Genomic DNA, 13,912 nt, shown 5'->3' on the forward strand with positions numbered 1-13,912 from the left:
CTCAGCGGAAATCCCGGGACGTGGCCGGGATTCGCATGTCCAGGTGCTGGAGCCGGTCGGCGTTGAGGCTGACCACCCCGTCGACGTTCTCCACCACCCCGCGCACCAACAGCGCCGAACTCGTGCGCGCGATTCGACGATACCGGGCCCACAGGCCCGGGGAGCACACTATGTTGATCATGCCAGTCTCGTCCTCCAGGTTGAGGAACGTCACCCCGCCAGCGGTCTGCGGCCGCTGCCGGTGGGTCACCGCGCCGCCGACCAGCACCCGGGTCCCACTATCCACTTCGGACAGCGCCGCGGTGGTGAGCGCGCCGAGGCGGTCCAGCCGGGCGCGCAGGAACTCGGTCGGAAAGCTGTCCGGGGACAGCCCGGTCGCCCAGACGTCGGCCACGGCCAGTTCGAGGGCGTCCATGCCGGGCAGGGCGGGCGCGGCCACGCCGACCGCGGTGCCGGGCAGGAACTCCGGGCGCTCGGCCGCAGCCGCGCCCGCCGCCCACAGCGCCTCCCGCCTGGCCAGGCCGAAGCAGCCGAACGCGCCCGCGGTGGCCAGGGCCTCCATCTGCGCGCGGGTCAGCCCGACGCGCCGGGCCAGGTCGACCATGTCGGCGTACGGGCGGCCGGCGGCGATCCGCTCGGCCAGCTCGTCGCCGATGCCGCGCACCGAACCCAGGCCCATCCGCACGGCCTTACCCGCGTCCTCCAGCGTCGCGTGGGCGAGGCTGGCGTTGATGTCCGGCCCGCGCACCTCCACGCCGTGCCTGCGCGCGTCGGCGACGAGCGACTGCGGCGAGTAGAAGCCCATCGGCTGCGCGCGCAGCAGCGCGGCGCAGAACGCGGCGGGGTAGTACAGCTTGAACCACGCGCTGGCGAAGACCAGGTACGCGAAGCTGAGCGCGTGGCTCTCCGGGAAGCCGAAGTTGGCGAAGGCCAACAGCTTCTCGTAGATCCGGGCGGCCAGCTCGGGCCCGACGCCGTTGCGCGCGGCGCCCGCGTGGAAGCGCTCGCGCAGCCGCTCCATCCGGGCGGTGGAGCGCTTGGCGCCCATCGCGCGGCGCAGCTCGTCCGCCTCGGCCGGGGTGAAGTCGGCCACGTCCACCGCGACCTGCATCAGCTGCTCCTGGAACAGCGGCACGCCCAGGGTCTTGCGCAGCGACTTCTCCAGCAGCGGGTGGTCGAAGGTGACGGGCTCCTTGCCGTTCTTGCGCCGGATGTACGGGTGCACGGAGCCGCCCTGGATCGGGCCGGGCCGGATCAGCGCGACCTCGACGACCAGGTCGTAGAACTCGCGCGGGCGCAGCCGGGGCAGCGTCGCCATCTGCGCGCGGCTCTCCACCTGGAAGACCCCGACGGAGTCGGCGCGGCAGAGCATGTCGTAGACGTTCTGATCGGCGAGGTCCAGCTCACCCATGTCGACGTCGACGCCGTGGTGCTCGGCGACGAGGTCGATGGCGTAGTGCAGCGCGGAGAGCATGCCCAGCCCGAGCAGGTCGAACTTGACCAGGTCGATGGCGGCGCAGTCGTCCTTGTCCCACTGCAGGACCGTGCGGTCCTTCATGCGCGCGGGCTCGACCGGGCAGACCTCGCTGACCGGGCGGTCGCAGATGACCATGCCGCCGGAGTGGATGCCCAGGTGCCGGGGGAAGTTCTCCAGCTGCCCGGCCAGCTCCAGCACCGGCTGCGGGATGTCGTGGTGGGTGTCGCCGACGGTGTCGGTCAGCGGGCCCCACCGGTCGATCTGCTTGCTCCACGCGTCCTGCTGGCCCGGCGAGTGGCCCAGCGCCTTGGCCATGTCGCGCACCGCGGACTTGGCGCGGTAGGTGATGACGTTGGCGACCTGGGCGGCGTGGCGGCGGCCGTGCTTGCGGTAGACGTACTGGATGACCTCCTCGCGCCGGTCGGACTCGATGTCGATGTCGATGTCCGGCGGCCCGTCGCGGGCCGGGGCGAGGAACCGCTCGAACAGCAGCTCCCAGCGCACGGCGTCCACCCGGGTGATGCCGAGGGCGAAGCACACCGCGGAGTTGGCAGCCGAGCCGCGGCCCTGGCAGAGGATGTCGTTGTCCCGGCAGAACCGCACGATGTCGTGCACGACGAGGAAGTAGCCGGGGAAGCCCAGCTCGGTGATGACCCGCAGCTCGTGGGCGAGCTGGGCGTAGGCGCGCGGGCGCTCCGCGGCGGAGCCGTAGACGCGGGCGGCGCCGCGGTAGGTCAGCTCGGCGAGGTAGCTGGCCTCGGTGTGTCCACTCGGGACGTCGAACGGCGGCAGCTTGGGCGCCAGCAGCCGCAGGTCGAAGGACAGCTGCACGCCGATCACGGCCGCGCGCTGCACCGCGCCGGGGTAGCGGGCGAAGCGGGCCAGCATCTCGTCGCCGGTGCGCAGGTGCGCGGTGGGCGCCGGGGGCAGCCAGCCCGCGAGGTCGTCCAGGCTGCGCCGGGCGCGCACGGCGGCGACCGCGGCGGCGAGGCGGCCGCGCTGCGGGTGGGCGTAGTGCACGGCGTTGGTGGCGACGGTGGGCAGGCCGAGGTCCTTGGCCATCCCCGCCAGCAGGTCGTTGCGCGTGGAGTCGTCGGGATAGCCGTGGTCGGTCAGCTCGACGAAGACGCGGTCCTTGCCGTAGGCGGTGACGAGGTGGCGCAGCTGCTCGAACGCGGCCTGGGGACCTTGTCGCGCAAGCGCTTGCCGCACCGCGCCCTTGCGGCAGCCGGTGAGCACGACGCAGTGGTCGCGGGTCTGCTCGACGACGTAGGGCAGGTCGTACTGCGGCTTGCCCTTCTCCTCGCCCGCGAGATGGGCGGTGGTGAGCACGCGGGAGAGCCGGTGGTAGCCGTCCTGGCCGTCGGCGAGCAGCAGCAGGTGCTCGCCACCGGGGTCGGGCCTGCCCGCCTGCGGCTCGGTGAGGCCGAGGCTGAGCTCGGCGCCGAAGACCGTCCGCACGCCCAGCTCCCGCGCGGCCTCGGCGAAGCGGACGACGCCGTACATGCCGTCGTGGTCGGTGATGGCGATGGCGTCCAGACCGAGCAGGGCGGCGGCCTCGACCAGTTCCTCGGGGTGGCTGGCGCCGTCGAGGAAGCTGAAGTTGGAGTGGCAGTGCAGCTCGGCGTAGGGGACGCGGGAGTCGCCGTCGGGGTGGTCGGTGGGACCCGGGTGCGCGGTGCCGCCGGTGGGCAGGTAGCGCTCGCGCCTGCGGGTCCAGGCGGGGCTGTCCCCGCCGTCGCCGACCTCCGGCGCGCGGCCGGAGAGAATGCGCTCCAGCTCCGACCACCGCACCGGCGGGTTGTTCCAGCCCATCGCCGTCCTCCGCTGGTGAGGGCCCGGGCGGCCCGTGGGGCGGGCCGCCCGGGCCGGGATCAGGACTCCGGGAGCGGCCCGCGCGGGTGCGGGATCAGCTCGGTGAGGTCGATCAGGTCGATCCAGTCGTCGTCGCTCACCCGTAAATCCCCTCCACGGTCCATTTCTCGTCCTCCCTGCTCAGCAGCAGCGCTGCCTGGTTGTCCTCTTCGGACGCCTCGGCGAGCACGACCTGCAGCCGCGCCCGGCGTCTGCCCCGCGGGTCCCACCAGCGCTCGTCGACCGGCCACGGGCCCGACCAGGCCAGCACGCGGCGCGGCGGGTGGCGGCCGACGACGACCTCGGCCGGGTCGGCGGTGAGCCGGAAGCGGCCGGTCACCGCGACCTCCTCCCCCTCCGCGTCGCGGACGACGACGGGCAGCGGGCGCGGCGGGACGGTGGTCGGCGACGGGGCCGGGAGCGCGCCGGGCCACGGCCGGTCCGGCGGGGCGGGCGGGGTGCGGTCGTCGCCCCAGGGGACCAGGTGGACCCGGTCGGCGGGGCCGCGTCCCCCCGTCATCACCGGGATGAGCACGCCGTCGGGGCCCAGCAGGCCCTGGACGTGCACCATCGCCCGGGCCGCGCGCTCGGCGTGCTCGTCGTGCGCGCCCTGCCACAGGCCCAGCTGCAGCGCCCGGCCGTCGACCACCTCGACCGGGTCCAGCCGCAGCGCGGTGATCGGGGCGTCGGGGCGGTGGGGGCCGCTGAGCCAGCCGTCGAGCTGCCAGCGCAGCCGGTCGGCCATGCCCGCCGGGGTGAGCGGCTCCGCGCAGCGCCACACCCTGGCCAGCTCGGCCCCGGTGGCGGTGGCGGCGTGGATGGCCAGCCGGGTGCAGGCCAGCCCGTGCGCGGCCAGCCCGGCGTGCAGGCGCTCGGCGAGGGTGCGGGCGAGGAACGCGGCGGCGTCGACCCGGTCGACCGGCGGGTCGGGGTGCGCGGTGACGGCCAGGTCGGCAGGCGGGGTGCGGCGCGCGGCCGGGCGCTGCTCGCGGCCAGCGGCCAGCTGGTGGGCGTACGCGGCGGCGGCGCCGAAGCGGGTGGCCACGTCGCGCTGGTCCAGCGCGGCGAACGCGCCGAGCGTGCGGATGCCCAGGCGGCGCAGCAGGTCGACCAGCTCGGGCGAGTCCAGCTCGTGCACGCCCAGCGGGGCCAGGAACGCGGGCGTGTCCGCGACCAGCAGTCCCCTGCGGGCGGCCAGGGTCGCGGCGAAGAGGCCGTCGGCCATCCCGACCAGGCACTCGGCGTCGGCCCGCGCGCCGACGTGGTCGATCAGCCGCTCGGCGGCGGCCTCGGCTGACCCGAAGTACCCGACCGGGCCCCTGGCGGGCACGGCGACCACGCCCGGGCGCACCACCTCGACCCCGACCGCCAGCTCCTCGACGGCCGCGACGACCGGCTCGAACCGCCGCGCGTCGCGGTCGGGGTCGTCGGGCAGCACGACGAGCTCGGGGCAGCGCCCCTGCGCCTCCCGCCGCCGCAGCCCGACGGCGATCCCCTCGGCCCGCGCGGGCCCGTTGCACGCCACGACCCGGTTGGCCGCCACCACGGCCGCGGGCGTGTCGATGCCGACCCCGGCCGCGGCACTCGCGGCCACGACCGGCCAATCAGGACACCACACGACGAGCAGCACGACATCTCCCAGCTGGGGCCGGGTCCGCCGTGGGGAGCCGTCGGACAACAGGGTCGAACATACGTTCGAGTCCGAACGGGAGTCAAGCTCACGGACGGGTGATGCTCACAACCAGCCGAGCAGGGTCGCGGCGTGCGGGTTGCCCTCGGCCATGGCGCGCTCCGCGGACACCCGCGCCCAGCGGGCGATCCTCGGCTCCAGGTCGAGCGCGCGGGCCAGCAGCGGCCGGGCCTCGGCGGTGAAGCCGCGCAGGGCCAGGGTGATGCCCGCCGCGCGCAGGGCCGTCGGGTCGTCCGGGGCCAGGGCGACGGCGGCGCGGAGCTCGTCGGGGTCGTCGGTCATGTGGGCGCGGATGAGGTGGCGGTGGGCCCGGGCGGTGCGCAGCAGGCGGGCGAGGTCGCCGACGGGGTCGCGGGAGTCGTCCACCCGCAAGTCGACCACCGGGTCGTCGGGGTAGCCGGTCGGCTGGGCGCCGGGGGTCGGGCCGACGACCAGCAGCGCGGCCGACTGCGGGCCGCGGACGTCCCCGCCCTCCCGCTCGGCCGCCGCCAGGGCCGCGACCAGGCGCTCGGCGAACGGGGCGGGGGACGACGCGGCCAGCATCGCCTGCCAGACGGTCGGCGCGGCCATCATGTTGGCCTGCGCGCTCACCGGCCCCTGCGTGGCGTGCCCGGCCTCGGGGATGCAGCCGGGGCCGGTGTAGGCGGCCGCGTCGCCGTCGACGCCGACCGCGGCGAACTGGGACTCCTCGGCGCCCGGCAGCGTGGCCACGGCCGCGACGGCCTGCGCGGCGGTCATGCCGGAGGCCATCAGGTCCAGCAGCATCGTCCGCCAGGTCAGCTCCGAGCCCGCCTGCGCGACCACCGCCCCGACGCCCGCCCGCGCGTCGGCGACCCGGGTGCCGATGGCCAGGACACCGCTCTGCACCGCCACGCCGAGGCAGCCGGTCTCCTCATCCCGCGCCACGATCGAGTACGTCATGCGATCAACCTAGATCGGCCGGGCAGCGCCACCCCCACGCGGACCGGCCGCGCCGCCGCGCCCCGGCCTCGGGCGCGGATCTCCACCTGGCGCTCGCGCAGGACGCCGTCGCCCCGGCCGGGCCCGCTCCAGCGGGCGCGGGCGCAGCTCAACTCCACCTCGACCCCGGGCCACGACCCGAACGCCAGCAGCACCGACCCGCGGCTGCGCGCCCGCGCCGACAGCCTGCGCGCGTCGGCTTCCCGCAACCCGCCCGCGACGGCGACCACGGCGAACCCGTCCAACAACGCGGCCACGACCCGCACCAGCTCCAGCCCCGGCCTCGGCACCAGCGCCAACCGCTCCGCGGGCACCCCGCTCTCGGTCGCGGCCAGCACGCCGAGGTCGGGCAGCCCGACCACAGCCGCCCACGCCCCGTCGGCCACCGCCCCGGCCATCAACGCCACCAACAGCGCCCGCGAGCCCCGCACCCCCACCGTCGCGCCCCGGCGCAACCCGCCCCAGGGGAACAGCGGCGCGAGATCCGGCCAGACCGGCAACACCTCCGGCCCATCCCCACCCCCCACCCGCTCGGCGACCGCGGCCCGCAAGGCGGCGATCCCATCCCCACTGGCCCGCCGCAGCCCCCCGCCGGACGCGTCCGGGACGCGCCGGTCCTCTCCGGGAACGCCGCCAAGCCGCCGCCCGCCGGCCGACCGCGCCACCTCGGGGCCATCCGCCCGCCCTCCGGCGGGCCGGCGGTCGCCCGCCAGCGGCACCACGGCAGGGGCATCCGAGCCGCGCTCCCCGGACCCGGAAACGTCGTGGATGAGCCGCGCGCCCGCCAACCTCACGACCTCGGGCACCGCCGAGGCCTCTGCCTGCTCCCCTGGCCCCGCAACACCACCCGGCTGCGGCTCGGAGGCTTCCCACAGGCCGTCCGCCTGGCGGGAGCGGTTGGGCGTGGCGGGGCGGGGCCGCCGCGGATTGCCCATGTCGATCACCTACCCATGTCGAGCACCACCCACTTGCCGAACACCCCAGTTCAGCGATCTTTGTCGAGGATCACTCAGTTTTGTTGCGCGCAGAAAAGGGGCGCCGACCGCCCTCGAATACTTCCCCGCGCTCGAAGGCGATCGGCTTGCCCCATGGCGACACCTTCCTCACGTCGTCCGCGTACCGCTCATACGCGTCCGCCGTGGGGAGCCGGCGTCCGGGGCGTCCGGCCTCGACTCCGTCGGCCCCGTTGGGTCGAACACGTGTTCGACACCCACGACATTACCCGGCCACCGGCCGGTGTCAACCCGGAAATGGCAAAGCGACTGACCCGGACGGGTCGGTCGCTTTGTGAGACTCAGTGCGCGAAGTGCCGCGTCCCGGTCAGGTACATCGTCACGCCCGCCGCCTCGGCAGCGGCGATCACCTCGGCGTCGCGGACCGAGCCGCCCGGCTGGACGACAGCGCGGACGCCGGCATCCAGCAGCACCTCGAGGCCGTCCGGGAACGGGAAGAACGCGTCCGACGCGGCCACCGAGCCCGCCGCCCGCGCGCCCGCCCTGGACACCGCCAGCCGGGCCGCGTCCACGCGGTTGACCTGGCCCATACCCACCCCGACGGTAGCGCCGCCGGAGGCCAGCAGGATGGCGTTCGACTTCACCGCCCGGCACGCGCGCCACGCGAACGCCAGGTCGGCCAGGCCAGCCTCGTCGAGCGGGGTGCCGGTGGCCAGGGTCCACTTGGCCGGGTCGTCGCCCTCGGCGGCGATGGTGTCGAGGGTCTGCAGCAGCAGGCCGCCGGACACCGGGCGCAGCTCCACGCCGCCGCGCACGGGCGGCTCGGCGAGCAGGATGCGCAGGTTCTTCTTCCGGGAGAGCACCTCGACCGCGCCGTCGGCGTACGCCGGGGCCACCACGACCTCGGTGAAGATGTCGGCCACCTGCTCGGCCATCGCCAGGCTCACCTCGCGGTTGGCCGCGACGATCCCGCCGAAGGCGCTGGTCGGGTCGCACGCGTTGGCCTTGCGGTGCGCGTCCGCGATGTCCACAGAGGACACCGCGATCCCGCACGGGTTGGCGTGCTTGATGATCGCCACGCACGCGTCGTCGTGGTCGAAGGCGGCGCGCCAGGCGGCGTCGGCGTCGATGTAGTTGTTGTACGACATCTCCTTGCCGTGCAACTGCTTGGCCGTCGCCAGCCCCACCGCGCCGTCATTGCGCGCGTACAGCGCCGCCTTCTGGTGCGGGTTCTCCCCGTACCGCAGCACCGACTGGCGGCTCCACGACGCCCCCGCCCACGCGGGGAACTCCTCGGCCCCGAACTCCGCGCCCATCCACGACGCCACCGCGATGTCGTACGACGCGGTGTGCCGGTAGGCGTCCACGGCCAGCCCGCGCCGGTCGGCCAGGGTGAAGCCGCCCGCGGCGACCTCGGACAGCACCCACGGGTACCGCGCCGGGTCCACGACGACGGCCACGCTGGCGTGGTTCTTCGCCGCCGCGCGCACCATCGCCGGTCCGCCGATGTCGATCTGCTCGACGCACTCCGCCGCCGACGCGCCCGAGGCCACCGTCTTCACGAACGGGTAGAGGTTCACCACCAGCAGGTCGAACGGCGCGATGTCCAGCTCGCCGAGCTGGGCGACGTGCGCGGGGTTGGTCGTGTCGGCCAGCAGCCCGGCGTGCACCCGGGGGTGCAGGGTCTTCACCCGCCCGTCGAAGGACTCCGGGAAGCCGGTCACCTGCTCCACCGGCGTCACCGGCACCCCGGCGTCGGCCAGCGTCCGCGCCGTGCCGCCGGTCGAGACGATCTCCACACCGGCCGCGTGCAGTCCGGTCGCCAGTTCCAGGAGTCCGGACTTGTCGGACACGCCGATCAGCGCACGGCGCACGGCCTTGCGGGACTCGGTCACGGGATGCTCACCTTCCGTCCGTCCACGGTGTAGCCGTCGCGGGCCATCCGGGCGACCACGTCGACCAGGAGCCGCCGCTCCACCACCTTGATGCGTTCGTGCAGGGCGGCCTCGTCGTCGCCGGGATCGACCGGGACGGCCTCCTGGGCGATGATCGGGCCGGTGTCGACGCCGCCGTCGACCAGGTGCACCGTGCTGCCGGTGACCCGGACCCCGTGGGCCAGCGCGTCGGCGACCGCGTGCGCGCCGGGGAACGCGGGCAGCAGCGCGGGATGGGTGTTGACGATCCGGCCGCCGAAGCGGGCCAGGAACGCCGGGCCGAGGATCTTCATGAAGCCCGCGGACACGATCAGGTCCGGCTCGTGCGCGGCGACGGCGTCGGCGAGCGCGGCGTCCCACGCGGCACGGTCGGCGTGGTCGCGCAGCCGCACGGCGAAGGTCGGCAGGCCCGCGCGCTCGGCGCGCTCCAGCCCAGCGATGCCCGGGCGGTCCGCGCCGACGGCGACGATCCGGGCGGGCAGGTCGGCGTCGAGCAGGGCCTGCAGGAGGGTGCCCGAACCCGACACCAGGACGACGACCCGGGCATCGGGCATGGGCGGGCGGTGAACGCTCAGCGTGGTCTCCTGCGGACGCCGGAACGGGGTGTGTCCAGCGTAAGGCGTCCGTTAACGATCTTCGTCGGCGGCGTCGGTGTCCGACGCCACATCGTCGGCCGCAGGGTCGGCCGCGTCGTCGGCGGTGTCGTCGGCCGCCTCGACCGCCGCATCGTCCTCATCGGACTCCTCGGGGCTGTCCGGCTCGTCGGTCCCGTCCGGCTGCCCGGGCTCGTCCTCGTCGGCGTCGGCCTCCGGCTCGATGAGCCCGGCGGCGACCGGGTGCGGCCCGGCGAACCAGGCGAGCACCCCGGCGGGCACGCCGATCCAGCCGACCATGGCCAGCGACAACGCGGCGGCCCGCAGGTCGAGCGGGTCGAACGGCCCGCCGCCGAGCGCGCCGCCCGCCGACCCGGCCAGCACGGCGACGACCGCGGCGACCAGGATCGAGGCCACCGACACCGCCCGCAGCCGCGCCACCGGCGACTCGTCCGCGTCCCGCAGCGCCCAGCCCACCAACAGGCCCACGGCGAGCGGCAGGACGAACAGCGCGGGCCACCAAAGCTGCGGTCCGCTCGGCAACGCGCCCAGCAGCGGCACCGCGGGCACCGCGCCGCCGCTGAACCCCAGCGGCGCCACCGACACCTCGCCAATGCCGAACCCCGGCCCCGCCGCGAACCCCAGCCCGGCGATGACCGCGTTCGGCAGGTATCCCAGCGACAGCAGGAACAGCCCGGCGCTCTCCCCTGCGCCGCCGGTGAACAGCGAGGTCACCCGCCCGAACGCCGTGACCAGCCCGATGACGACCACGACGGCGCCGACGGCGACCAGCGCGACGCAGGCGAGCACGCCCGCCCGCAGCCCGCGCACCGCCAGCGGGTCGATCCGGCCGCTGAGCCCGGTCAGCACCTCCGAGCGCCGCGCCAGCGCGACGACGCACGCCGCGCCGCTGATCAGCGCCGGGTAGTAGAAGCCCGCCAGCGGGTCGACCCGCAGCGGTCCGTCGAGCAGCAGCGCGGCGGTCAGGCCCGCGGCGGCGTGCGCGAGCGCGACGACGCCCGCGATCCACCCGGTCTGCTGAGGCCCCCGCGCGTCCGCCCGCCGGGCCGCGACCGCGACGACCCACCCGACGAGCAGCGCGAGCAGCAGGGTCGGCAGCAGCGGCAGCGCGCCGAGCGCGCGGTCGGAGATCACCAGCGGCACCTGGTAGGCGGCCAGCCAGCCGGGGACCGCGGCGCCGAGCACCCCGTCGACGCTGAACGACGCCCGCGGCGCGAACGCGGTGACCAGCGCGAACACCGCGGCTATCGCGGCGTGTCCGAGGAGGAGCGGCAGCAGCGCGGCGGCCGCCAGCGTGCGGACCCGCGGGCGCGCTGGCGTCCGCAGCGGGGACTCATCGAGCAGCGCCATGTGTCCACTGTGGCATCGGCGTTGCTCCGAACGGGTCAGCCACGCCGACACGCGAATGGGCGATGCCGGGGTCCGGCATCGCCCATTCGAGGTACGTCGGCTACGGCTGCTGCTGCGGGTACCCGCCCGGCGGCGTGCCCGGGGCCTGCTGCCCGAACTGGCCCTGCTGCGGGGCGAACGTCGTCTGCTGGCTCGACACCGGCGGCTGGCCGAACTGGCCCGGCTGCTGCGGCATCGGCTGGCCCGGCTGACCCGGCTGACCCGGCTGGCCCGGCATCTGCTGCTGGCCGAACTGGCCCGACGGCGGGTTGTAGCCGCCCGGCTGCGCGTAGGGCACGTGGTGCTGCGGCGCCGGGGGCTTGATGATGCCCGCGTCCATCAGGAACGCGGCCACCGCGGCCGCGGCCTGGATCAGGCCGAAGATCAGCAGCAGGATCGCGCCCGTGCCGTCGAGGCCGCCGAACAGGCCGAACAGGACCGTCAGCGCCGAGGCCACCGCGATCGCGGGCACCAGGATGCCGGGCTTCTTGTCCTCGCCGGGCAGGATGACCTTCAGCGAGAGCACGCCTGCGATCAGGAACAGCGCGGGCACCACCGAGGCGATCTCGAAGTAGTTCGAGCCGGGGCCGACCTCGGCGAAGCCGAGGAAGAAGTTGAGCAGGCCGAGGCCGGCGACGCCCAGATGCAGCATCTGCGCGACGGTGAACTTCGGACCCGCCGACGGCGGCGGACCGTAAGCCTGGGTGGGCTGCTGCCCGGGGCCCGGGTAGCCACCCGGTGCACCGCCTGGGTAGGACATCGCGTGCTCTCCTCGCTTGGGCCTGTGTTACGCCGAGCCTGGCGCGAACGCTAGCTCATCCGGCCGGTTCGATGGTCACCGGCACGCGTTGGTTCCCCAGGCTGACGGACGAAAAACCCGCCACCCGGTGGATGGCGGGTCTTTCACCTGGTCTTATTACCGCGCGGCGAACAGCTCGCGGGCCAGGGCCGCGGTCTCCGACGGCGTCTTGCCGACCTTGACCCCGGCGGCCTCGAGGGCCTCCTTCTTGGCCTGGGCCGTGCCCGCCGAGCCGGAGACGATGGCGCCTGCGTGGCCCATGGTCTTGCCCTCGGGGGCGGTGAAGCCCGCGACGTAGCCGACGACCGGCTTGGTCACGTTCTCCTTGATGTAGGCGGCGGCCCGCTCCTCGGCGTCGCCGCCGATCTCGCCGATCATCACGATCAGCTCGGTCTCCGGGTCGGCCTCGAACGCGGCGAGCGCGTCGATGTGCGTGGTCCCGATGATCGGGTCGCCGCCGATGCCCACGGCCGAGGAGAAGCCGATGTCCCGCAGCTCGTACATCATCTGGTAGGTCAGCGTGCCCGACTTCGACACCAGGCCGATCTTGCCCGGGCCGGTGATGTCGGCGGGGATGATGCCCGCGTTCGACTTGCCGGGGCTGATCAGGCCGGGGCAGTTCGGGCCGATGATCCGGGTCTTGTTGCCCGTGGCCACCGCGTGCGCCCAGAAGTAGGCGGTGTCGTGCACCGGGATGCCCTCGGTGATGACCACCGCGAGGCCGATGCCCGCGTCGATGGCCTCGATGGCGGCGTCCTTGGCGAACTTCGGCGGGACGAAGATCACGGTCACGTCCGCGCCGGTCTCCGCCATCGCCTCGGCCACGGTGCCGAACACCGGGAGTGAGGTGCCGTCGATGTCGGCGGTGGCGCCCGCCTTGCGCGGGTTCACGCCGCCGACGATCTGGGTGCCGGACTTGAGCATGCGCGAGGTGTGCTTGGTGCCCTCGGCGCCGGTCATGCCCTGGACGATGACCTTGCTGTTCTCGGTCAGGAAGATTGCCATGGGTCAGGCTCCAGCAGCGGCGAGTTCGGCGGCCTTGTCGGCGGCGTTGTCCATCGTGTCGACTACGGTCACCAGCGGGTGGTTGGCCTCGGCCAGGATGCGCCGACCCTCGTCGACGTTGTTGCCGTCCAGGCGGACGACCAGCGGCTTGGTGGCCTCGTCGCCGAGGATCTCCAGCGCCTTGACGATGCCGTTGGCGACCGCGTCGCAGGCGGTGATGCCGCCGAAGACGTTGACGAACACGGACTTGACGTCCTCGTCGCCCAGGATGATGTGCAGGCCGTTGGCCATCACCTCGGCCGAGGCGCCGCCGCCGATGTCGAGGAAGTTGGCGGGCTTGACGCCGCCGTGCTTCTCGCCCGCGTAGGCCACCACGTCCAGGGTGGACATGACCAGGCCTGCGCCGTTGCCGATGATGCCGACCTCGCCGTCGAGCTTGACGTAGTTGAGGTCCTTCTCCTTGGCGGCGGCCTCGAGCGGGTTCTCCGCGTCCTTGTCCACCAGGTCGGCGTGCGCCGGGTGGCGGAAGTCGGCGTTGCCGTCGAGGGTGACCTTGCCGTCGAGGGCGATGATGTTGTCCTGCGGGTCGCGGACCAGCGGGTTCACCTCGACCAGCGTGGCGTCCTCGCCGACGAAGGTGTCCCACAGCTTCACGATGACCTCGGCCGCCTTCTCGGCGACCTCGGCGGGGATCCTGGCCGCGGCGGCGATCTCGCGCGCCTTGGCGATGTCGACACCGGCGATCGCGTCCACCGGGACCTTGGCCAGCGCGTCGGGGCGCTCGACGGCCAGCTGCTCGATGTCCATGCCGCCCTCGGCGGAGGCCATCGCCAGGAAGGTGCGGTTGGCCCGGTCGAGCAGGAACGAGAAGTAGTACTCCTCGGCGATGTCGGAGGCTGGGGTCACCAGCACGCGCCGCGTGATGTGGCCCTTGATGTCCAGGCCCAGGATGTTCTCGGCCTTCGCCTGCGCGTCATCCGGGGTGTCGGCCAGCTTCACGCCACCGGCCTTGCCGCGGCCACCGGTCTTGACCTGCGCCTTGATGACGACGGTCTGGCCGAGCCGCGCCGCGATCTCGCGGGCTTTCTCGGGGGTGTCGGCCACGTCGCCCGGCAGGACCGGGACGTCGTGGGCGGCGAAGAGGTCCTTCGCCTGGTACTCGTACAGGTCCACGCGACAGTCTCCTGACTACGGTGTCGACACGATTGCTGTCGGACGTCAAGACCCTAGCGAGCAG

10 protein-coding genes are annotated in these 13,912 nt (G+C 74.3%); all 10 read right to left on the minus strand.

The features are described from left to right. Nucleotide 1 precedes the first annotated feature (1 nt). The gene (locus Actkin_RS29130; protein WP_258905013.1) at nucleotides 2-3,292 is read right to left on the minus strand and encodes an error-prone DNA polymerase; all 3,291 of its coding nucleotides are present in this window, start codon (nucleotides 3,290-3,292) and stop codon (nucleotides 2-4) included. Nucleotides 3,293-3,428: 136 nt separating this feature from the next. Then, nucleotides 3,429-4,958 (minus strand): DNA polymerase Y family protein, encoded by a 1,530-nt coding sequence (locus Actkin_RS29135; protein ID WP_258908005.1) that lies wholly within the window; start codon nucleotides 4,956-4,958, stop codon nucleotides 3,429-3,431. A gap of 108 nt (nucleotides 4,959-5,066) precedes the next feature. Then, on the minus strand, nucleotides 5,067-5,942 hold the full coding sequence (locus tag Actkin_RS29140; protein WP_258905014.1) for a DUF1028 domain-containing protein: 876 nt from the start codon (nucleotides 5,940-5,942) through the stop codon (nucleotides 5,067-5,069). Then, nucleotides 5,939-6,532, minus strand: coding sequence for a DnaE2-dependent mutagenesis accessory factor ImuA' (locus Actkin_RS29145; protein ID WP_308425858.1), 594 nt, complete (start codon nucleotides 6,530-6,532; stop codon nucleotides 5,939-5,941). The genes Actkin_RS29140 and Actkin_RS29145 overlap by 4 nt, the downstream gene beginning before the upstream one ends. Nucleotides 6,533-7,275: 743 nt before the next feature. Continuing rightward, the gene (purH, locus tag Actkin_RS29150) at nucleotides 7,276-8,829 is read right to left on the minus strand and encodes a bifunctional phosphoribosylaminoimidazolecarboxamide formyltransferase/IMP cyclohydrolase (RefSeq protein ID WP_258905015.1); all 1,554 of its coding nucleotides are present in this window, start codon (nucleotides 8,827-8,829) and stop codon (nucleotides 7,276-7,278) included. Then, entirely contained in the window at nucleotides 8,826-9,422 is a 597-nt protein-coding gene (purN, locus tag Actkin_RS29155; protein ID WP_258905016.1) for a phosphoribosylglycinamide formyltransferase, read from the minus strand. The genes purH and purN overlap by 4 nt, the downstream gene beginning before the upstream one ends. A 72-nt stretch (nucleotides 9,423-9,494) precedes the next feature. Beyond that, nucleotides 9,495-10,832 (minus strand): cell division protein PerM, encoded by a 1,338-nt coding sequence (locus Actkin_RS29160; protein ID WP_258905017.1) that lies wholly within the window; start codon nucleotides 10,830-10,832, stop codon nucleotides 9,495-9,497. Nucleotides 10,833-10,932: 100 nt separating this feature from the next. After that, nucleotides 10,933-11,523 carry a DUF5336 domain-containing protein gene (locus tag Actkin_RS29165; protein WP_258905018.1) on the minus strand — a complete coding sequence of 197 codons (591 nt, stop codon included), beginning with the start codon at nucleotides 11,521-11,523 and terminating at the stop codon, nucleotides 10,933-10,935. Between the two features lie 264 nt (nucleotides 11,524-11,787). Continuing rightward, complete coding sequence (gene sucD, locus Actkin_RS29170) at nucleotides 11,788-12,675, minus strand: succinate--CoA ligase subunit alpha (protein WP_258905019.1); 888 nt, start codon at nucleotides 12,673-12,675, stop codon at nucleotides 11,788-11,790. A 3-nt stretch (nucleotides 12,676-12,678) separates the two neighbouring features. Next, nucleotides 12,679-13,848 (minus strand): ADP-forming succinate--CoA ligase subunit beta, encoded by a 1,170-nt coding sequence (gene sucC, locus Actkin_RS29175; protein ID WP_258905020.1) that lies wholly within the window; start codon nucleotides 13,846-13,848, stop codon nucleotides 12,679-12,681. Nucleotides 13,849-13,912 lie beyond the last annotated feature (64 nt).

This window comes from Actinokineospora sp. UTMC 2448, assembly GCF_024760565.1.
Taxonomy (GTDB): Bacteria; Actinomycetota; Actinomycetes; order Mycobacteriales; family Pseudonocardiaceae; genus Actinokineospora; species Actinokineospora fastidiosa.